Raw genomic sequence first — 19,527 nt, forward strand, 5'->3', positions numbered from 1 at the left:
GGCTTCTGCCCTCCTGCCACCCCGAAAGGAACGCGCCGTGCCGACGTCCAACGCCAGCACCACCGACTCCGCCAAGCCCTCCGCCGCCGGCGGGGTGCAGTCCCTGGAGCGCGCCTTCGACCTGCTCGAGCGGATGGCGGACGCGGGAGGCGAGGTCGGCCTGAGCGAACTGTCCGCGGCCAGCGGCCTGCCGTTGCCGACCATCCACCGACTGATGCGCACGCTGGTCGCCTGCGGCTACGTACGACAGCAGGCCAACCGGAGGTATGCGCTCGGCCCCCGGCTGATCCGGCTCGGCGAGTCCGCGTCCCGGCTGCTCGGCACCTGGGCGCGACCGTACCTGGCCCGGCTGGTGGAGGAGACCGGCGAGACGGCGAACATGGCGCTGCTCGACGGGGATGAGATCGTGTACGTGGCGCAGGTGCCGTCGAAGCACTCCATGCGGATGTTCACCGAGGTGGGCCGGCGGGTGCTGCCGCACTCGACCGGCGTGGGCAAGGCGCTGCTCGCCGGAGTGCCGGACGACGAGGTGCGGGCGCTGCTCGCGCGCACCGGGATGCCCGCGGCCACGGACAAGACCATCACCACGCCCGAGGGGTTCCTCGCGGCGCTGGAGGACGTGCGGCGGACGGGGTACGCCGTCGACGACAACGAGCAGGAGATCGGGGTGCGGTGCCTCGCGGTGTCCGTCCCGGACAGCCCGACGGCCGCGGCGATTTCCATCTCCGGGCCGGCGGGGCGGGTCACCGAGGCGGCGACCGAGAAGATCGTGCCGATGCTCCAGCAGGTGGCCACGGAACTTTCCCAGGCGCTGGCCAGCTCGGGGGGCTGAGCCCGACCGGCCCCCACCCCACCACCCTGGCACACTCGGCGCACTTGCCGCCGCCGGCCCCGCCGACGTCGACACCACCACCGTGAACTCCCCGTCCGGCAACCACTGCTCATAACCGCCCACACCCGCCGCCGACCGGCCGCACACCTGTTCCCACGCGCGGCCGGCGGCGTCTTGGCGGGGGCTCAGCGGCCCGGCGGTTCCCCGAACAGGTTCACCGCCTCGCGGACCTCCCGCAGCCCCCTCGCCAGCGCGCTCACCGAGCCGATCGCCCCGGCGATGAGCAGCAGCGAGCCACGCATGCGCGGGATCTCCGGCGGGCCGCCCGCGGCCATCGCCGCCAGGGCCGCCAGTTCGTCCTCGGCTATCGCCCGGTCGGGGAAGTCCGCCGTCAACGCGGCGAGTTCGCGGCGCAGCCGGGACACCGCGGTCCGCAGTTCCGCCACTCTCGGGTCCTCGTCGCTGCCGGTCACCGGCCTCTGCCCCAAGCTCCGCAACACAGCCCTCCCCCTGGCGCGCCGTCGTGCGCGGGTCAGTAAACGCCACCCCGTGCGGGAGCGCCACAGCGCGGACCGAAATTCAGCCCAACGGAACGGGCACCGGAAAAACCGTCCGGTTCCGCCGCCGTCGGGTATGCAGGACTCATGACGGACAACCGGGATCTTCAGGGGGATGTCGCGGGGCTGCTGCTCGCCGCCGGCGGCGGCAGGCGGCTCGGCGGGCGCCCCAAGGCACTGCTGCCGCACCGGGGCCGGCCCCTGGTGGAACACGCGGCCGGGGTGCTGCGCGCGGCCGGGTGCGGGCGGATCCATGTGGTGCTGGGCGCCCGGGCGGACGAGGTGCGCCGGCGCGCCGAGCTGCCCGGCTGCGTACTGGTGGACAACCCCGACTGGGCGCGGGGCATGGGCTCCTCGCTGCGCGTCGGACTGGCCTCGCTCACCGGTACGGGCGCGACGGCGGCCCTGGTCTGCCTGGTCGACCAGCCCGGCATCGGGCCGGCCGCGGTGGCCCGGGTGCTCGGCGCGTACGAGGACGAGAAATCGCTGGTCTCGGCCGCCTATGGAGGGGTGCGCGGACATCCCGTGCTGTTCGGCGCCGCGCACTGGGCGGGGATCGCGGAGACGGCCACCGGGGATCGCGGGGCACGGGCCTACCTGACGGCGCACGAGGCCGGGATCCGGCTCGTGGAGTGCGGGGACGTCGCCGAGCCGTACGACATCGACACCGAGGCCGACCTGAGCCACCTTGAGTGAACGGGGTGGCACCGAGCGCCACCTTGCCTCGACCCAGAGAATCTCGACATCAACAAACCATTGAAGTTCCACGATGAGGAAACTACTATCCACTGATCAGAAGCGCCTGACCGCACAGCGGGCGCTGATTGCCCTATTCGTGCCACTTGGCACTTGGTGCCACCCGCTGAAGGAAGTGACAGCTCATGTCCGCACCAGCGCCGTCCCCGCTGGCCATCGTCGACGCCGAGCCCCTGCCCCGGCAGGAGGAGGTCCTCACGGACGCGGCGCTCGCCTTCGTGGCGGAGCTGCACCGGCGGTTCACCCCGCGCCGTGACGAACTTCTGGCCCGCCGGGCCGAGCGCCGCGCCGAGATCGCCCGCACCTCCACGCTCGACTTCCTGCCCGAGACGGCCGCAGTCCGCGCCGACGACTCCTGGCGGGTGGCTCCCGCCCCGGCCGCCCTGAACGACCGGCGCGTCGAGATCACCGGTCCCACCGACCGCAAGATGACCATCAACGCGCTCAACTCGGGCGCGAGGGTCTGGCTCGCCGACTTCGAGGACGCCTCCGCGCCCACCTGGGAGAACGTGGTCCTCGGTCAGATCAACCTGATCGACGCCTACACCCGGAACATCGACTTCACCGACCCGAGGTCCGGGAAGTCGTACGCCCTGCGGCCGAACGAGGAGCTGGCGACCGTCGTCATGCGCCCGCGCGGCTGGCACCTGAACGAACGCCACCTCGTCGACACCGACGGCACGCCTGTCCCCGGCGCCCTCGTCGACTTCGGCCTCTACTTCTTCCACAACGCCCAGCGGCTGCTCGACCTCGGCAAGGGGCCGTACTTCTACCTGCCGAAGACCGAGTCGCACCTCGAAGCCCGCCTGTGGAACGAGGTCTTCGTCTTCGCGCAGGACTACGTCGGCATCCCGCAGGGCACCATCCGCGCCACCGTCCTGATCGAGACCATCACGGCCGCGTACGAGATGGAGGAGATCCTCTACGAACTGCGCGACCACGCCGCCGGGCTGAACGCCGGCCGCTGGGACTACCTGTTCTCCATCGTGAAGAACTTCCGCGACGGCGGCGCCCGGTTCGTGCTCCCGGACCGCAACGCGGTCACCATGACCGCCCCGTTCATGCGGGCCTACACCGAACTCCTCGTCCGCACCTGCCACAAGCGCGGCGCGCACGCCATCGGCGGCATGGCGGCCTTCATCCCGTCCCGCAAGGACGCCGAGGTCAACAAGGTCGCCTTCGAGAAGGTCCGCGCCGACAAGGACCGTGAGGCGAACGACGGTTTCGACGGCTCCTGGGTCGCCCACCCCGACCTGGTGCCGATCGCCATGGAGTCCTTCGACAAGGTCCTCGGCGCGCAGCCGAACCAGAAGGACCGGCTGCGCGAGGACGTCCACGTCGAGGCCGCCGATCTGATCGCGATCGACTCACTGGACGCGAAGCCGACGTACGCGGGCCTGGTCAACGCCGTCCAGGTCGGCATCCGTTACATCGAGGCCTGGCTGCGCGGGCTCGGCGCGGTCGCCATCTTCAACCTGATGGAGGACGCGGCCACCGCCGAGATCTCCCGCTCGCAGATCTGGCAGTGGATCAACGCCGGCGTCGAGTTCGAGAACGGCGAGAAGGCCACGCCGGAGCTGGCCCGCAAGGTCGCCGCCGAGGAACTCGACGCCATCCGCAAGGAGATCGGCGAGGAGGCCTTCGCCGCCGGGCACTGGCAGGAGGCGCACGACCTGCTGCTCCAGGTGTCCCTGGACGAGAACTACGCCGACTTCCTCACCCTGCCGGCGTACGAGCAGCTCAAGGGCTGACCCTCAGGAAGAAGACGCCTCCGAGTGGCCCAGGGACTTTCCCGGGGCCACTCGGTCGCGTACGAGCCGCTTCACCGCCGTCGGCTCCGGGAAGCCGTGCTCGCGGCGGTCCCACACCACCTCGCCGTCGACGCGCACCACGAACACACCGCCCGTGCCCGGCTTCAGCGACAGCTCGGTCAGCTCGGCCTCGAAGGTGGTCAGGAGTTCCTGCGCCAGCCAGGCGGCACGCGGCAGCCAACGGCACTGGGTGCAGTACTCGATCTGAACCGTGCGACTCATTCCAGGTGCACCGACCAATCCTGTTCCGCCGCCGGCTTGCCGTGCAGGTCGGGGACCCGCTTCAGCCAGTCCGGGCGGCCCTCCTGGGTCCTGGCCGCGCGGGCGGCCTCCTCGGCCGCGAGCTGCTCGCGGCTCGGGAAATCGGTGGGCAGCCACTCGGGCGAGAGCCGGACGCGGTCCATGAGGTAGCCGACGTAGGCGTCCCGGACGTCGTCCGGCGTGGCGAATCCGGCGTCCTCGGCGAGCCAGGCGTCCGGCACCTCGGCGACGATCGCGCGCAGCAGCTCCTCGGTCACCAGGGGGGCCAGTCCGGCGTCGGCGGCGCGCACGTCGGGGCCGTAGTGGCCGAGGGCGTGGTGGCGGAAGTCGTACTTCTTGCCGGGGGTGGTGGTGTCCCAGCGGTGGTGGAAGACGAGGGCCGCGCCGTGGTCGATGAGCCACAGGCGTGGGGGCGTGGTGCCGAGCGTGGGCCAGACCATCAGGTTGGAACTGTGCACCGTGCGGTCGACGTTGGCGGTCAGCGCGTCCAGCCAGACGATCCGGCCGGCCTCCAGCGGGTCCACCGGGAAGGTCCGGGCGACCTCCGGCGTGAAGTCCCGGGCGCCCGGCAGATAGTCCATACCGAGGTTGACGCCCGCGCTGGCGCTGTGCAGGTCGCGCACCTCCTGATGCGGCTCGGCGGCGGCGACGGCGGGATCGAAGTGGACGAGGACCAGTTCGGGGAAGCGCAGGCCGAGCGCGCGGGCGAGCTCCCCGACGATGACCTCGGCGACCAGCGCCTTGTGGCCCTGCGCGGAGCCGGTGAACTTGACGACGTAGGTGCCGAGGTCGTCGGCCTCCACGACGCCGGGCACGGAGCCGCCGGACCGCAGGGGCTCGATGTACCGGGTCGCAGCAACTTGCCTCAGCATGTTCGAAGGCCCCATCCCGCTTCTACCTGATATTCCACGGCCACCTCCCAGGTGCTGCACTCCGGGGAACGTCCACGATCACCCCTGGGGAGAATCTTGGAGTGCCGGCCGGCACGCTCGTCTCCCTTATCTCCCCAGCAGTCCGTCGATGGCGTTGCGACCGTTGCTTCCGGCCTCCGGCATGAAATGAGCATAGTAACCAAGCGTGACAGCCGGAGAGGATGCCCGGGCCATCGCGCCGGCGTCACCACGGACTGCGCCGCCTCCAGCGTGATCGAGGCGTAGGTGCGCCGCAGCACGCGGAAGCTCCCACTGCCACTCCTTCGCCCCCCTCGACATCAGGCGAGTGGTCACCGCCCTGCGGGGCGATCAGTCCACCGTGCCGGCGTACGGGGCGTCCGGCTGCGGGAAGTCGTCACTCGCGCCGGCCGGGGTGGTGCCGAGGACGCGGCACGACGGCTACCGGACTCCGCGGGTCAACGCCACGCGTGTCGCACCGCGAGGACGCCCGGGGCAATTCGCCGGCGGTAGGGAACCGGCAAGCACCAAGGAGCCGGCGGTAGGGAACCGGCCAAATGCCAGAGAATGGAACCGGCCAACTGCCTGCATCTATACGGGTGTTGACGGTGGTTCTGCTGTTGACAGTGATCAAGGAGGGCTTTTAGCATCGCTAAACATGGGGGAGATCAAATCGCGCGTTCACCGGACCTTCACAGCCTCACGCGCTCGTATCCGACGAGGCGCCCGGACGCCGGCACGGACTTCACTTCACTTCTCCCGCGCCCGCCGTTTCACAGGCTGATCCGGCCTGCGAAACGGTCCCGTCAAGGGGTCTCGCCTGGCTGTGACCACCTCCTGGTCAGCACCGGGCCCAGGCAGCAGATTCACCCTAGAACCCGGAGGTCGGCATGTCATTGGACGAGTTCGCGCTCTCGGTCCTCGGACCGGCGACGGACAGGACGACGTTCGCCAACAACAGCTTCATCGCGCTCGGCGGTGACTCGCTGCGGGCGATGCGGCTGACCGCCCTGGCCCAGGAGCAGCTCGGTCTGCGGCTGTCGATGGCGGAGCTGCTGTCGTCCGCGCCGCTGGGCACGGTGCTGGCGAACGCCGTCGGCACGGCACCCGCCCCCGCCCCGGCACCCGAGCCCACGGCGCCCGCACTGACCCCGACGCAACGGGGCATGTGGCTGATCGAGAACGTCCTCGGCGGCTCCACGTACAACCTGGTCTTCACGTCGTACGTGGACAGCGGCACGCTGGACCGCGAGGTCTTCGCTCGCGCCGCCGCCGCCACGACGGCGCGGCACGCCTCCCTGCGTACCGTGCTCCGCGAGCAGGACGGCGAGATCGTGCCGGTCGTGCTCGACGAGGTCGAGCCGGACATCGTGGACATCGGGCACGACGGCCCGGACTTCGAGGAGTTCGTCCGCGCCACCGCCGCCGAGCGTGGCCGTGTCCCCTTCGATCTCACCGCCGCTCCCCCGCTGCGCTACCTGTTCGTCACCGGCGCGCGGAAGCAGGCGGTCGTGCTGGTCGCGCACCACGTGCTCCTCGACGGGTGGGCGGTCGGCCTGCTGCTCGACGAGCTGTTCCGTTCCTACCGGGCGCTGAGGGCGGGCGAGCCCCTGCCGTACACCGGGCCCGCTCCCACCACGGAAGCCTTGCTGCGCCGCCACGAGCAGGACCGCACCAGCGGCGAGTGGGACCGTCTGGCCGAGTTCTGGCTCAAGCACCTGGACGGTGCGCCCACCGTCCTGGAAGTGCCCACCGACCAGCCGCGCCCCACGGTCCAGGATCCGGCAGGCGATCGCATCCCTCTTGATCTTGACACGAACCTGACAAGTCTGGTCGAGAGCCGCGCACGGGACCTGGGCATCACGCCCTTCGCACTGCTCCTTGCCTCCTACGGCCTGACGCTGAGCCGCTGGACCGGCGTCGACCGGCTCCTGGTCGGCGTCTCCCTCTACGGGCGCGACAACTCCGAACTCGCCGAGCTGATCGCCGTCGCGGGCAACCTGGTCCCGATCCTCCTGGAGGTCGACGACGACGCGCCCGCCGCGGACTACCTGCGCGCGGTGCAGGACTCGCTGGCGCGCGGCATCGAGGCGGGGGCACTGCCCTTCGACGAGCTGGTCACCCGGCTCGGCGTGGAGCGCGGGCTGAGCGCCCACCCGCTGGTCCAGGTCTCCTTCGGCATGCACGACCAGCTGGTGCCGCAGCACATCGAGGCCGGCGACGTACGGCTCCGCATCGAGGAGGGCCACGGCGGCGGCGCCCAGTTCGACCTGTCGCTGCTGTTCGGCCGGTCCCGCCCGACACTGGGCGCACAACTGGAGTACGCGACGGCGCTGTGGCAGGAGGACGACGCCCGAGCGTTCCTCGACGACTTCACCACGGCCACGCGCGAACTCGCCACGGCCGACGGCAAGGTGGAGGACCTGCGCTGCCTGTCCGCCGAGCGGCGGGCGGAGCTCGACGCCCTGAACGGCACGCGCGGCACCTTCCCCGCGGTCACCGCGGACGAGCTGTTCCGCCGGGCGGCGCAGCGCACGCCGGAGGCCGTGGCGGTGCGCGAGGGCGACCTGGAGCTGACCTACGCGCAGCTCGCGGGCGCGGCGGCCGAGCAGGCGCGCCGCCTTCGGGAACTCGGCGTCGGCCGCGGTGAACGGGTCCTGATCGCACTGGACCGGTCGATCGCCGAGGTCGTGGCGGTGCTCGGCACCGCCTGGGCGGGTGCCGTGTACGTGGGCGTCGACATGAGCCAGCCCGAGGAGCAGCTCCGGCACATCCTGGCCAAGGCCGCGCCGAAGGCCGCCCTGGCCTCCTCCCCGGACGCCGTGGCACGCCTCGGTGTGCCGGCCTGTGCAACGTGGGAGCCGACCTGGGAACCCTCGGCCGCCGAGCCCACGGCCGCCGGCCCCGACGACCTGGCCTACATCGCCTTCACCTCCGGCTCCACGGGTCTGCCCAAGGGCGTCGCGGTGCCTCACCGGGCGGTCGTGCGGCTCGTACACGAACCCGACTTCGTCCGCTTCGGACCGGACGACCGAATGCTCCGCCTGTCGCCGCTGGCGTTCGACGCGTCCACCCTGGAGCTGTGGGGCCCGCTCGCGGGCGGTGCGGCGGTGGAGGTGTACCCGGCGGGACTTCCGTCGCCCAGCGAGCTGGGCGCGTTCCTTCTCGACCGGCAGGTCACCGTCGCGTGGCTGACCGCCGGCCTGTTCCGGCTGGTCGAGGAGTTCGCGCCGACGGGGCTCGGCGGCCTGCGGCAGCTGCTCACCGGCGGCGACGTCGTGCCCCACGCCCACGTGGCGCGTGTGCTGGAGCGCCACCCCGGAATCATCGTCACCAACGGCTACGGCCCCACGGAGAACACGACCTTCACCGCCACCCACTCGGTCACGTCGGCCGCGGAGGCGGACGGCCCCCTGCCCATCGGCACCCCAGTGCCGGGCACGCGCGTGTACGTCCTCGACCGGCGGCACCGGGTCGTGCCACCGGGAGCGGTCGGCGAACTGTACGCGGCGGGCGACGGCCTGGCGCACGGCTATGTGGACGACGAGGCCGAGTCGGCCAGGGGCTTCGGCACCTTCTCCCCCGACGTCCCGGACCGGCTCTACCGCACCGGTGACCTGGTCCGCGTGGACCGCGACGGGCGGCTGCGCTTCCTCGGCCGCCGCGACGACCAGGTGAAACTGCGCGGGTTCCGCATCGAGCTGTCCGCCATCGCCGATGTACTGGCCGCCGACCCGCGGGTGCGCGACGCGGCCGTCGTGGTCACCGACGACGGGGACAGCGCGGACAAGCGGCTGCTCGCCGCGATCGTTCCGGCCGGTGGGCCGGTGGGCACCGACGAACTGCGCGATCTGGTGGCCGACCGGCTGCCCGCGTACATGGTGCCGAGCCTGTGGGCCGTGGTGGACCGGATGCCGGTGACCGGCAACGGCAAGGTGGACCGCCGGAAACTCGCGGCGGTGGCGGCACCTGCCGGGCAGCGGGCCGCGGCGCCCGAACCGGACCCGCTGGGCAAGGCGCCCGACCTGTTCGCCCGCGTCCTTGAGCAGCCCGTCGAGCTGACCGCGGACACCGACTTCTTCACCGTCGGCGGCAACTCTCTGGGAGCCTTGCAGCTGCTGCGCCTGGTCCGCGACGAGCTGGGGGTCTCCGTGCGGCTGCGCGACTTCCTGCTGGCGCCGACCCCCGCGGGCCTGAACAAGCTCATCGACCAGGCGGCGCGGTCGTGACCGGGCCGGTTCGCGCCGAGGTGGGCGGCATGACGTGGGACGACGGATTGGAGTGCTGGGTGGTGTCCGACGCCGCGCTGGCCCGCGTCGTCCTCAACCACCAGGGGTTCTCGTCCCAGACGTCGAAGCGGCTGGGCGAGCTCTACATGACGGAGGAGTCCCGGCGGGAGCACCGGGACCTGACCGAGTTCCTGCGGCTGTGGTTCGTGCACACCGACGGCGAGGAGCACGCCTCGCTGCGCAAACCGCTGCAGCGCATGTTCTCCGCCTCCCACACCCGGTCCCTCGGCCCTCGGATCGAGGCCATCGTGGACGCCTGCCTGGACGACCTGGCCGCCGACGCCCGGCACGACGCCGTGCCGACCGTGGCCGAGGGCGTGTCGGGACGGGTGATGGGCCACATCGTCGGTGTGCCGCAGGAGCCGGCCGTGCTGCACGCGTGGTCCCGGGCCCTGTCCGGGTTCATCGCCGCGATGTACCGGCGCGACCACGCCGAGACCGCACACCGCGTGATGCTGGAGATGACCGCGGCGCTGGAGCTCTCCCCCGCCCTGGAAGGGTTTCCCCGCGACACTCCGGAGGACCGCGCCCGCACCACCGCGACCTGGGCGATGATCCTGTTCGGCGGCCTGGAGACCACCGCGTCGCTGATCGGGTCCTGTCTGCTGGCCGTGCTGGACGACCCTGCCCTGTGGGAACGGGTCCGCGCCGACCGGCCGGGCGAGGTCGAGTCGCTGGTCGAGTCCGTGCTGGAGAAACGGCCTCCGCTGCGCAACGTGGGCCGGGTCGTCGCGCGGGACTTCGAGTTCGAGGGCGCACAACTGCGCGAGGGCGACCTGGTGCTGGTGTCGCTGGCCGGCGGCGGTCTGTTCGACTCCGACCTGTCCGACCTCGCCCCGGTCGCCGAACGCGCCGACCGCCACCTGGTGTTCGGGCACGGCGTGCACTACTGCATCGGCGCGCCGCTGGCGCGGCTCGAGGCCGCGGCCGTGCTGCGGCGGTTCGTCCGGCGGTTCCCGGACGCCGCCCTGGCGGAAAACGCCGTCGAGTGGGGGCCCAACCTCGCCTACGTCGGGCTGGACCACCTGTTCCTGAACCTCGACGGGGACCGTGCACCATGAAACGCCCCACCGCATTGGAGACGTTACCCGGATGAAGTACCGGAAGATCGGCACCAACCCGCAGCACCGTCGTGAAGTGAGCGCCCTCGCGTTGGGTGCCATGTTGTTCGGCACGGTCGTCGAGGAGGAGCGGGCGTTCGCCGTCCTGGACCGGTTCGTGGAGGCCGGCGGCACCTTCCTCGACACGGCCAACAACTACGCGTTCTGGGTCAACGGCACCCAGGGCGGGGAGAGCGAGGAACTGCTCGGGCGGTGGCGGCGCAGTCGGGGCATCACCGACGAGGTGGTGATCGCCACCAAGCTCGGCGGCCGGCCGAAGGCACCGGGCCGCGACTTCTTCAACCCCGAGGGCCTCGCGCCGGACGTGATCCGCGAGTCGTCGGCGCGCAGCCGCAAGAACCTGGGCGTGGAGCAGCTGGACCTGCTGTATGCGCACGCGGACTTCATGGACGTGCCGCAGAAGGACATCGTCGAGACCTTCGCCTCCCTGGTGGAGGACGGGTCGGTGGCCATGATCGGCGCCAGCAACCACTGGTCGTGGCGGCTGGAGCAGTGGCGCGCGCTCGCCGACGCCGCCGACCTGCCCGGCTACGAGGTCATCCAGTACCACCACACCTACCTCCGGGCGCGCGGCGACGTGCCGGGCCGCCGGTCCAAGGACGGCGACCAGGGGCTGTTCAGCGCGGAGCTGATCACCTACCTGCGCAGTCGCCCGAACCTGACTCTGGTGGCGTACACGCCGCTGCTGTCCGGTGCCTACGTGCGCGAGGACCGGCCGCTGGGCGAACTGCACGACCACGCGGGCACCAAGGCCCGGCTCCGGGCGCTGCACGAGGTGGTGCGGGAGACCGGCGCCACCGCCAACCAGGTGGTGCTGTCCTGGATGATCGGCGGCGACCTGCCGGTCATCCCGCTGGTCGGCGCGTCATCGGTGGCGCAGCTGAACGAGAGCCTGGAGGCGGTGGACCTGGAGCTGACCGCCGACCAGCGCGCCTTGCTGGACGCGGCGCACTGATCAGCGTGGCTCGGTGAGGGCGGTGGCGACGACGTCGAGGACGCGCGCCACGCCCGCCGGGTCGAAGAAGTGACCGCCGGGTACGACCTCGAAGGCGTACGGCCCGGTGGTCTCCTCCTGCCATGCCGCCATCCGCTCCGGCGACGCCTCGTGGTCGTCCGCGCCGGAGAAGACGTACAGCGGGACGTCCAGCGGAGGTCGCGCAGGGGCGCCGGAGGTGGCGACCACGGTGAGGTCGGCGCGCAGCGGGGGCAGGAACAGCTCCAGGAGATCCGGCCGCTCGAACACGATGGGCGGCGTGCCGCCCAGTTCCCGCAGGTAGGCGATCAGGCCGTCGTCGGACTCGTCCCAGCCGCGCACCCGCGTGCCCAGCGCGGGAGCGGCACTGGAGGCCACGAACAGTGCGCGCGGGCCGGGCCGGTCGCCGGCGCGCAGTGCGTGCGCCAGCGCCAGCGCGACCCGGGCGCCCATGCTGTGGCCGTAGAAGGCGAACGGCTCGGCCAGCAGCGGGTCCAGCACGTCCAGCAGTTCCGCCACCAGCGGTTCCATGTGGACGTGCGGCGGCTCGTCCAGCCGGGTGTCCCGGCCGGGCAACTGCACCGCCACCGTCGCGACGTCCGGCGGCATCCGGTCCGGCCAGTCCCGGAACATCGCGGCGGTACCGCCCGCATAGTGGAAGCACAGAAGCCGGATCCGGGTGTCGCCCGGCGTCCCGAAGTGGCGCAGTGCCCGCTGCCGGCGGGACAGGAGGTCAGTCACGGCGCTTCGCGGTGATCGGCACGTGCTTGTAGCCGGACACGAAGTTGGACACCAGCCGCTCGGGGGTGCCGGCGGACTCGAAGTCCTGGTACTGCGCCAGGAGTTCCTCGAACAGGATGCGCAGGGTGACCCGGGCCACGCTGTGGCCGACGCAGTAGTGCGGGCCGATGCCGAACGCGAGGTGCTTGTTCGGCTTGCGGCGGATGTCGAACGTCTCGGCGTCCGGGAACTCGGTCTCGTCCCGGTTGGCCGCGCCCAGCCACACCACCACCGCCTCGCCGGCCGCGATCGGAGTGTTCCGCACGACCACGTCCTGCGTGGCGTAGCGCAGCATGTGGTTCACCGGCGACGACCAGCGCAGGGCCTCCTCGACCGCGGTGACGCCCACCTCCGGCTCGGCGGCCCACTGCGGCAGCACGTCGGAGTCGATGAACTCGGCCATCACGAAGTTGGGGGCGTGCGGCGTGGTCACGTTCGCGCCGAGCAGCAGGCTGTAGCAGTTGGAGACGACCTCGCTGGGCGTCATCTGCCTGCCCTCGAACGTGGTCTTCATCAGCACGCTGATCAGGTCGTCGCCCAAGTTGTCGCGGCGGAACCTCACCAGGTCCTGGAAGTAGGCGAACAGCTCGCGGTGCGCCATGCTCAGCGTCGCGGACCGGTTGCCCTCGTCCTGGTACTCGGGGTCGTCGGCGGCGATGCAGATCGTGGTGAGCCTGCTCAGCCACGGCCAGTCCTCGGCCGGCAGCCCCATCATGGTGCCGGTGACCGACATCGGCATGGCCAGCATGGCCTGCCCCCAGTCGAACACGCCGCCGTCGCCGAGCGGAGCGAGGAGGTCGGTGATCAGCCCGCGGATCATCTCGCGCTGCCGGTCGACCGCCTGGACGGCCAGAGCCTTCTTCAGCCGCGCCTGCATGATCGTGTGCCGCGGCGGGTCGGTGACCGCGATCTGCTGGCCGCCCGCCGGGTCGTCCATTCCGAGCAGGGACAGCATGTTGCCGCGCTCGGAGGTGAAGAGCGCGGTGTTGCGCAGCACGTAATCGGTTTCCTTGAAGTGCACCACCGACCAGAAACCGCGTTGTTCGTCGACCTGGTGCCAGGACAACCCGTCCTTGGCGCGCAGCTCTCGCCATACCTTGTGCGCATCGCCGTCGCTGTACAGGTGCGGGTCGACCAGATCGGTGTCACCTATGTGCACCGGGCATCCGGAAACGGTTGCGTCGTGGACGTGCATGGCCGGGTGTCCTCATCGGTTCGGGGAGCGAGCCATCCGGCAGACTCCTGGTCGGCAGGCGGGCACAGTGCTATTACGGACGTGGGCCACGGACGGATTGCCCGACGGGCCGCGTTCTGGGATAACTCAACGGCCTACCGCATCCGGAATGTGCGGCATCGTCGCCGTGGGCCGAAGAATGGAGAGCGGTACCACCGCTCGATCAGACGGACCGCCGTCGGCCGGCGACCATCAAGCGCGCTCGGTCGGAAAACGGTTGATTCGCACAGGACGTCACCTATCGCTTTGCGGGCAGACGCCGGTCGTCATCACATCCCCCGGAACTCCCAGTTCTGTGCGCGGACTTGACACATGGTCATCCCGGCGAGCCAGTCAATCATCATGCTCATGAAACCGTCAACCACAGTGGACCGGGAACCTGGTGCAATGCCCCAGAAAGAGCCCGATTTTGGCGAAGCGGAACGTGCTTGACGGGACTCAACGTCCCAACCTAGAGTCCGACTTGGAGATCATCGGCGATGAGTCGAAACACTGGCTCGCCGACAGGGATCAACGGGGGCACGCTGGCATTCACTCCCGTTTAGGTGGAATCTCTAGGGGGGAAATCATGCCATCGTTACCGCATGCCCACGCCTGGGCATTACCGCGGCGCCCCCTCGTCACACGGGCGAGGGATGAACAGCCCGATGAATAGTTCTCGTCCCTGCCAAGGCGCTTGGTATCCGGCGACGCCGACCCAGCAGGGTATCTGGATTCTCGACCGGATCGAACGACTGCGTCCGACCTATTTGCTGCCGAGCGTCCTGGAATTCACCGGACCCGTCGACTGCTCCTTACTGACTTCCGCCGTGGAACGCGCGCTGGGACGTCATCCCGCCCTGCGTTCGAGGTTCCGGCTGGACGCCGCCGCGCTGCGCGTCGAGTACTGCACCGACGGGTCGGCGCCCGAGGTGGGCTTCACCGATGCGGTGGCCGACGACTGGTCCGCCGACGAGGTGGAGCGCCTCGTGGAAGCGCTCTGTTACACACCGTTCGAGCTCGCCGAGGAGGCGCCGGCGCGGGCCGAGGTGATCCGTCTCGACGCCGACCGCACGCTGCTCGTACTGACCGTGCACCACATCGTGTTCGACGGGGTGTCCCGGCAGCTGCTGGTGGACGAGATCGGCACGACCTACCGGGCGCTCGCCCGCGGTGCGGAGCCGGAGCTGCCCACCCCGCCGCACCCGGCACAGGTGCAGGGCGGGCCGGAGGACGAGGGCCTCGCCGAGCGGGTCGCGGGCGTGGTGGAACGGCTGCGCGGCGCGCCGACCACGGTGGCGCTGCCCTACGACAGCGACCCCGAGGATCCCGAGCTGTCGATGATCGGCGCCACCGCGGACATCCTGCTCGACGCCGACGTCACCCAGACGGTGCTGAACGTCGCCAGGCAGGAGGGCTGCACCGTCTTCATGGCCGGCGTGGCACTGCTGGCCGCCACCCTCGCCCGGACCACCGGGCAGAACGACTTCCTGTTCGCGGTCGTCTGGCCCGGACGGGACGATCCTGCCGCCGCGGACGTCATTGGCATGTTCATGACTACACTGGTGCTGCGCGTCCGGATCGAACCCGACACCTCGTGGCGGGAGCTGCTCCAGACCGCGCGGATCGCGGGCATGGAGACGTTCATCGACTCGGACGTGCCACTGGACGCGATCGCGGCCGCGCTCGACCCCGACCGCGACATGGCGCGCCCCCCGCTGACCCCGGTCCTGGTCAACCTGGCCGAGGCGCCGGATCCGCTGGAGCTCGCCCCCGACGTGGTGGGCCGCTTCCAGCCGCTGCGCCCGGAGTACAGCAAGTGGGATCTGGCGCTGTTCGTCCGCCTGGACCGGACCACCGGACGGGACCGGCTCGAACTGTCTCTGAATCACCCAGCGGCGCTGTTCACCGAGACCACGACCACGGAGTTCCTGGCGGCCATGCGCCGCAGCGCCACCGACCTCGCACACGCCCCGGAGGAATACGTGCTGAACCAGCCTGCCGCGAACAAGGCCGACCTGAACGACCCCGCCGCGCGGTTGGACCTCGTCCGGTCCATCTGGCAGGAGATCCTCAAGACCGACCACGTGGACGACGACATCAGCTTCTTCGACGCGGGCGGCGACTCGCTGCGACTGGTGGTCCTCGTGGAGCGGCTCAACCAGGAGTCCGGGCGGGTGCTGCGGACCGTCGACCTGTTCCGTGCCGGGACGGTGCGCGGGCAGGCGGAGCTGCTGTCCGCCCCTGCCGAGAGCACGAGCGGCGGCCCGGGCAGCAGCCGCGACCGGCTGATGGGCGCGGTGCGCGACCGCCGCACCGGCGAGCAGCGGAGCTGACCCTGCCTCGCTGAGCCGACGTACGTGGTCCGCCCGCCTCACGAGGGCGGGCGGACCACGGGACGCCGAACCCGGTCGCACACCTGGAGGGGGAAGGAACGAGGTGACCAACACCGAGAATGCGGTCGCTGTCGTCGGGATGGCATGCCGCTTGCCCGGCGCGAACAACGTCGAGGAGTTCTGGGAGCTGCTGCGCAACGGCGTGGAGGGCATCACCCGGTTCGACGTCGAGGATCTGGTGCGCACCAAGGGCGCCGACCCGGACGACGTGCGACAGCCGAACTTCGTGCCGGCCAAGGGCGTCCTGGAAGGCTCGGCGAACTTCGACTGGCCGTTCTTCGCCTATAGCCGCGCCGAGGCCGCGCGCATCGACCCCCAGCAGCGGGTTTTCCTGGAGGCCGCATCGTCCGCTCTGGACGACGCCGGTCTGGACCCGACCCGGTTCGACGGCTGGATCGGCGTGTACGCGGGCGCCGACCGCACCCACTCCGGCGAGGGGCTGGACCTCACTCCTCTGGACCGGGTGCTCGGGTTGGAGAAGGACCATGTCGCCACCCGCGTCGCCTACAAACTCGGGCTGCGCGGCCCGGCGTTGACCGTACAGACCTCATGTTCCACCTCGCTGGTCGCGATCCACATGGCGGTGCAGAGCCTGCTGAGCCGGGAGTGCGACGCGGCGCTGGCGGGCGGTGTGGCCGTGGCGCCCAAGGGCGAGTGGGGCTACTGGCACGAGCCGGGCGGCCCGCTGTCCGCGGACGGACACACCCGGCCGTTCGACGCGTCCGCCACCGGCACCGTGCCCAGCGAAGGTGTCGGCGTGGTGGTGCTCAAGCGGCTGGCCGACGCGCTGGCCGACGGCGACCGGATCGCGGCGGTGGTGCTCGGCTCGGCTCTGAACAACGACGGCGCCGAGAAGATGGGCTACACCACGCCCTCCATCCCCGGCCAGCGGGACGTCATCCGCTACGCGCAGAAGCTCGCGGGCGTGGAGGCGGGCGACATCGACTACGTCGAGGCGCATGCCACCGCCACCCCGATCGGCGACCCCGTCGAGGTCCAGGCGTTGACCGAGGCGTTCCGCATGTCCACCGGCGAGGTCGGCTACTGCCTGCTGGGCGGCGCGAAGAGCAACCTCGGCCACACCGGCGCGGCGGCGGGCGTGGCCTCGTTCATCAAGACCGTGCTCATGCTCGAACACGGCGAAGTGGTGCCCAGCCTGCACTTCGACCAGCCGAACCCGATGCTGGACCTGGCGGACACGCCGTTCCGGGTGTGTACGGAACACAAGCCGTGGCCCGACCGTGGCACCCGGCTGGCTGCGGTGAGCTCGTTCGGCGTGGGCGGCACCAACGCGCACGTCGTCCTGCAAGGCCCGCCGGCCCGCGACCAGGCCGCACCGCAACCGGGCGGGACGCTCCTCCCGCTGTCCGCGGCCACGCCGGAGGCCCTGGCGAAGTTGCGTGCGGACCTGGCCGACGCGGTGCGCGAGGAGCCGGACCTGCGCGCGGTGGCCCGCACCCTGGCCGGCCGCCGCGTCCACAAGCACCGGCAGGCGCTCGCGGTGTCCGACCCGGCGCACGCCGCAAACCTGCTGGCCGCCGCAGGCGATCCGGTGCAACGACCGCTGGGCAAGGTGGCGTTCCTCTTCCCGGGGCACGGCACCTTGCGGTACAACGCGGGCGCGCCCGCCTATCGGCTGCTGCCCGGTTTCCGCCGCCGGTTCGACGAGCTCCGGGACGCCGTGCTGGAGCGCTGCGGCGTCGACCTGACACCGGTGGTGGCCGAGGCCGACGGCGGGCCCGAGTGGTTCGAGGAGGGCACCAACCAGCAACTCGGCCTGTTCGCCCTCGGCTACGCGCTGGGCCGGCAGCTCATGGACTGGGGCATCACCCCCGTCGGCATGTTCGGCAACAGCATCGGCGAGTACGCACCGGCCGTCCTGGCCGGAGTGTGGTCGCCCGCCGACGCCGCCGCCCTGGTGTACGAGCGGGCGCGGGTGGCGTGGGCCGAGACACCGCCCGGCCGCATGGTCGCGGTGACCTGCACCTCCGACGAGGTGCTGCGCAGGATCGGCCCGGACAGCCCGGTCGAGGTGTCGGTGATCAGCCGCGGCGGCGTGGTGCTGTCCGGACGCGAGTCCGACGTGGACGAACTGCTGGCCGGGGACGCCTTGGCCGGACTGGACCTGCGGGTGCTCGCCGTGGACCGGCCGGGGCACTGCTCGTTGCTGGCCCCGGCGGGGGACATCCTGCACCGGGTCGTCGCGAACACCCCGGCGTCGCCCGCGGTGCTGCCGTTGGTGTCCAACACCACGGGCACGTGGGCCGACCCGGAGGCGGTGGCCGGGCCCGACTACTGGGCCACGCAGTTCACCCGGCCGGTGCTGCTGGACGCCGGCGTGGAGACGTTGCTGGACGCGGGCGTCGACACGTTCCTGGAGTTGGGACCCGGCGGTTCCATGCTGGGCACGGTGCGCTGGAACGGGCGCTGGGACGACAGCCGCTCCGGCCTGCCGATGCTGGGCCGCGCCGAGGACGGCGACCTCGGCCTGCTGCGGGCGCTGGGCGGGCTGTGGGAGCGCGGTGTGGACGTGCTGGGGGAGACCGTGCTCGCGGGCACCGGCTCCCTGGTGCGCCGCTCCCTGCCGCCGCACCCCTTCCTGGGCCAGGACCCGGGCGGCGACCAGCCGGTGCAGGCCGCCGTCCGGACGAAGGCGCGACCGGTGCCGGTCGGTGACTCGGTGCGACCGGCGCTGGAACGGGTGTGGACCACGGCGCTGGGACAGCCGCCCACCTCCGACGCGGACCACTTCTACGCGCTCGGCGGCGAGTCGCTGAACGCGTTGCACATGATGAGCCGGCTACGGCAGCAGTCCGGGCTCGTGGTGTCGCTGGCCGAGTTCTCCCGCGAACCCACGTTCGGTCGCCTGGTCGAGCTGGCCGAGCGGGACCGGCCGACGACACCGGCCACGCGCACTCCGGTGAACGCCGTACGGCTGCGGGAAGGGGCGGGCCGCCCGCTGTTCCTCGCCGCCGACGCCGCCGGCACCGCCCTCAGCTACCAGGCGCTGGCCGACCGGCTCGACGCGGACCGCCCGGTGTACGGGCTGGAGCCCGACCCGGCGGACGGAGCGCACCGGTCCGTGCTCCAGGTGGCGGCGCACCACGTGGACGCGGTGCTCGCCATCCAGCCCGAGGGCCCGTACACGCTGGGCGGCTGGTCGTTCGGCGCCGTGGTGGCGCACGAGATGGCCCGTCTGCTCGTCGCGCGCGGTGAGGTCGTCGACGTGCTGTTGTGCATCGACGCCTTCATGCCGGGCCGGATGGGCCTGCCCGTCGGCATCGACCCGGAGTTCCTGTACAGCCACGCCTTCTTCCAGGTGGCCGGCGTGCTGAACCTCGGCGTGGTCGGTCGGCAGATGCGACGCAACCCCGCGCTGCGCAAGCTGTTCCTGGACAAGGCGCGCGTGCTCGCGCCGTACCGGCCGCGTGCGGTGGACTGCCCGGCCGTGGTGTTCAAGGTGGGCCTGGACGCGCGCGGAGCGGAGCGGCTCACCACCCGCCTGGCTCCGCTGTACGGCGGAGGCGTGCGTGTGCTCCCCGTCCCGGGCGACCACTGGTCGGTGCTGACCGAGCCACACGTGCACCAACTCGCCGAAGACCTGCGAACCACGTTGCTCGGCCACGCGCCGGAGCGGAATTGAGGCCG

General features: G+C 71.4%; 14 protein-coding genes. 9 read left to right on the forward strand and 5 right to left on the reverse strand.

The features are described from left to right. Window positions 1–37 precede the first annotated feature (37 nt). Window positions 38–832 (forward strand): IclR family transcriptional regulator, encoded by a 795-nt coding sequence (locus tag ACZ7DL_RS34100; RefSeq protein WP_470780198.1) that lies wholly within the window; start codon window positions 38–40, stop codon window positions 830–832. A 185-nt stretch (window positions 833–1,017) separates the two neighbouring features. On the opposite strand, the gene ACZ7DL_RS34105 is transcribed toward ACZ7DL_RS34100, so the two are convergent. Further along, window positions 1,018–1,332 carry a DUF5955 family protein gene (locus ACZ7DL_RS34105; RefSeq protein ID WP_470780200.1) on the reverse strand — a complete coding sequence of 105 codons (315 nt, stop codon included), beginning with the start codon at window positions 1,330–1,332 and terminating at the stop codon, window positions 1,018–1,020. Window positions 1,333–1,476: 144 nt separating this feature from the next. Between ACZ7DL_RS34105 and ACZ7DL_RS34110 the strand changes: the two genes are divergently transcribed. Both ACZ7DL_RS34110 and aceB read left to right on the forward strand, forming a co-directional pair. Next, entirely contained in the window at window positions 1,477–2,085 is a 609-nt protein-coding gene (locus tag ACZ7DL_RS34110; RefSeq protein WP_470780202.1) for a nucleotidyltransferase family protein, read from the forward strand. 185 nt (window positions 2,086–2,270) lie between these two features. Next, window positions 2,271–3,896: a malate synthase A gene (aceB, locus tag ACZ7DL_RS34115; protein WP_470780204.1), complete on the forward strand. Its 1,626-nt coding sequence runs from the start codon at window positions 2,271–2,273 to the stop codon at window positions 3,894–3,896. Between the two features lie 3 nt (window positions 3,897–3,899). On the opposite strand, the gene ACZ7DL_RS34120 is transcribed toward aceB, so the two are convergent. Both ACZ7DL_RS34120 and ACZ7DL_RS34125 read right to left on the reverse strand, forming a co-directional pair. Beyond that, complete coding sequence (locus ACZ7DL_RS34120; RefSeq protein WP_470780206.1) at window positions 3,900–4,178, reverse strand: Rdx family protein; 279 nt, start codon at window positions 4,176–4,178, stop codon at window positions 3,900–3,902. Continuing rightward, window positions 4,175–5,089 carry a HipA family kinase gene (locus ACZ7DL_RS34125; RefSeq protein ID WP_470780208.1) on the reverse strand — a complete coding sequence of 305 codons (915 nt, stop codon included), beginning with the start codon at window positions 5,087–5,089 and terminating at the stop codon, window positions 4,175–4,177. Before ACZ7DL_RS34125 ends, ACZ7DL_RS34120 begins: the two co-directional genes overlap by 4 nt. 379 nt (window positions 5,090–5,468) lie before the next feature. Here ACZ7DL_RS34125 and ACZ7DL_RS34130 point away from each other — a divergent pair, with 379 nt between their 5' ends. The 4 genes from ACZ7DL_RS34130 (at window position 5,469) to ACZ7DL_RS34145 (ending at window position 11,472) form a co-directional block, all read left to right on the forward strand. Then, complete coding sequence (locus ACZ7DL_RS34130) at window positions 5,469–5,891, forward strand: nSTAND1 domain-containing NTPase (protein ID WP_470780256.1); 423 nt, start codon at window positions 5,469–5,471, stop codon at window positions 5,889–5,891. A 106-nt stretch (window positions 5,892–5,997) separates the two neighbouring features. After that, window positions 5,998–9,336: a non-ribosomal peptide synthetase gene (locus ACZ7DL_RS34135; protein WP_470780210.1), complete on the forward strand. Its 3,339-nt coding sequence runs from the start codon at window positions 5,998–6,000 to the stop codon at window positions 9,334–9,336. A gap of 29 nt (window positions 9,337–9,365) precedes the next feature. Continuing rightward, window positions 9,366–10,457 (forward strand): cytochrome P450 family protein, encoded by a 1,092-nt coding sequence (locus ACZ7DL_RS34140; RefSeq protein ID WP_470780211.1) that lies wholly within the window; start codon window positions 9,366–9,368, stop codon window positions 10,455–10,457. Between the two features lie 31 nt (window positions 10,458–10,488). Further along, on the forward strand, window positions 10,489–11,472 hold the full coding sequence (locus ACZ7DL_RS34145; protein ID WP_470780213.1) for an aldo/keto reductase: 984 nt from the start codon (window positions 10,489–10,491) through the stop codon (window positions 11,470–11,472). Here ACZ7DL_RS34145 and ACZ7DL_RS34150 read toward each other — a convergent pair whose 3' ends face one another. Both ACZ7DL_RS34150 and ACZ7DL_RS34155 read right to left on the reverse strand, forming a co-directional pair. After that, complete coding sequence (locus tag ACZ7DL_RS34150) at window positions 11,473–12,231, reverse strand: thioesterase II family protein (RefSeq protein WP_470780215.1); 759 nt, start codon at window positions 12,229–12,231, stop codon at window positions 11,473–11,475. It abuts the gene before it with no gap. After that, the gene (locus ACZ7DL_RS34155) at window positions 12,224–13,465 is read right to left on the reverse strand and encodes a cytochrome P450 (RefSeq protein ID WP_470780216.1); all 1,242 of its coding nucleotides are present in this window, start codon (window positions 13,463–13,465) and stop codon (window positions 12,224–12,226) included. Before ACZ7DL_RS34155 ends, ACZ7DL_RS34150 begins: the two co-directional genes overlap by 8 nt. Window positions 13,466–14,151: 686 nt before the next feature. On the opposite strand from ACZ7DL_RS34155, the gene ACZ7DL_RS34160 reads away from it, so the two are divergent. Both ACZ7DL_RS34160 and ACZ7DL_RS34165 read left to right on the forward strand, forming a co-directional pair. Continuing rightward, window positions 14,152–15,819, forward strand: a complete 1,668-nt coding sequence (locus ACZ7DL_RS34160; RefSeq protein ID WP_470780217.1) for a condensation domain-containing protein — start codon at window positions 14,152–14,154, stop codon at window positions 15,817–15,819. A gap of 103 nt (window positions 15,820–15,922) precedes the next feature. Continuing rightward, window positions 15,923–19,522 (forward strand): type I polyketide synthase, encoded by a 3,600-nt coding sequence (locus ACZ7DL_RS34165; protein ID WP_470780218.1) that lies wholly within the window; start codon window positions 15,923–15,925, stop codon window positions 19,520–19,522. Window positions 19,523–19,527 lie beyond the last annotated feature (5 nt).

This window comes from Streptomyces sp. NPDC036984 (assembly GCF_055607665.1).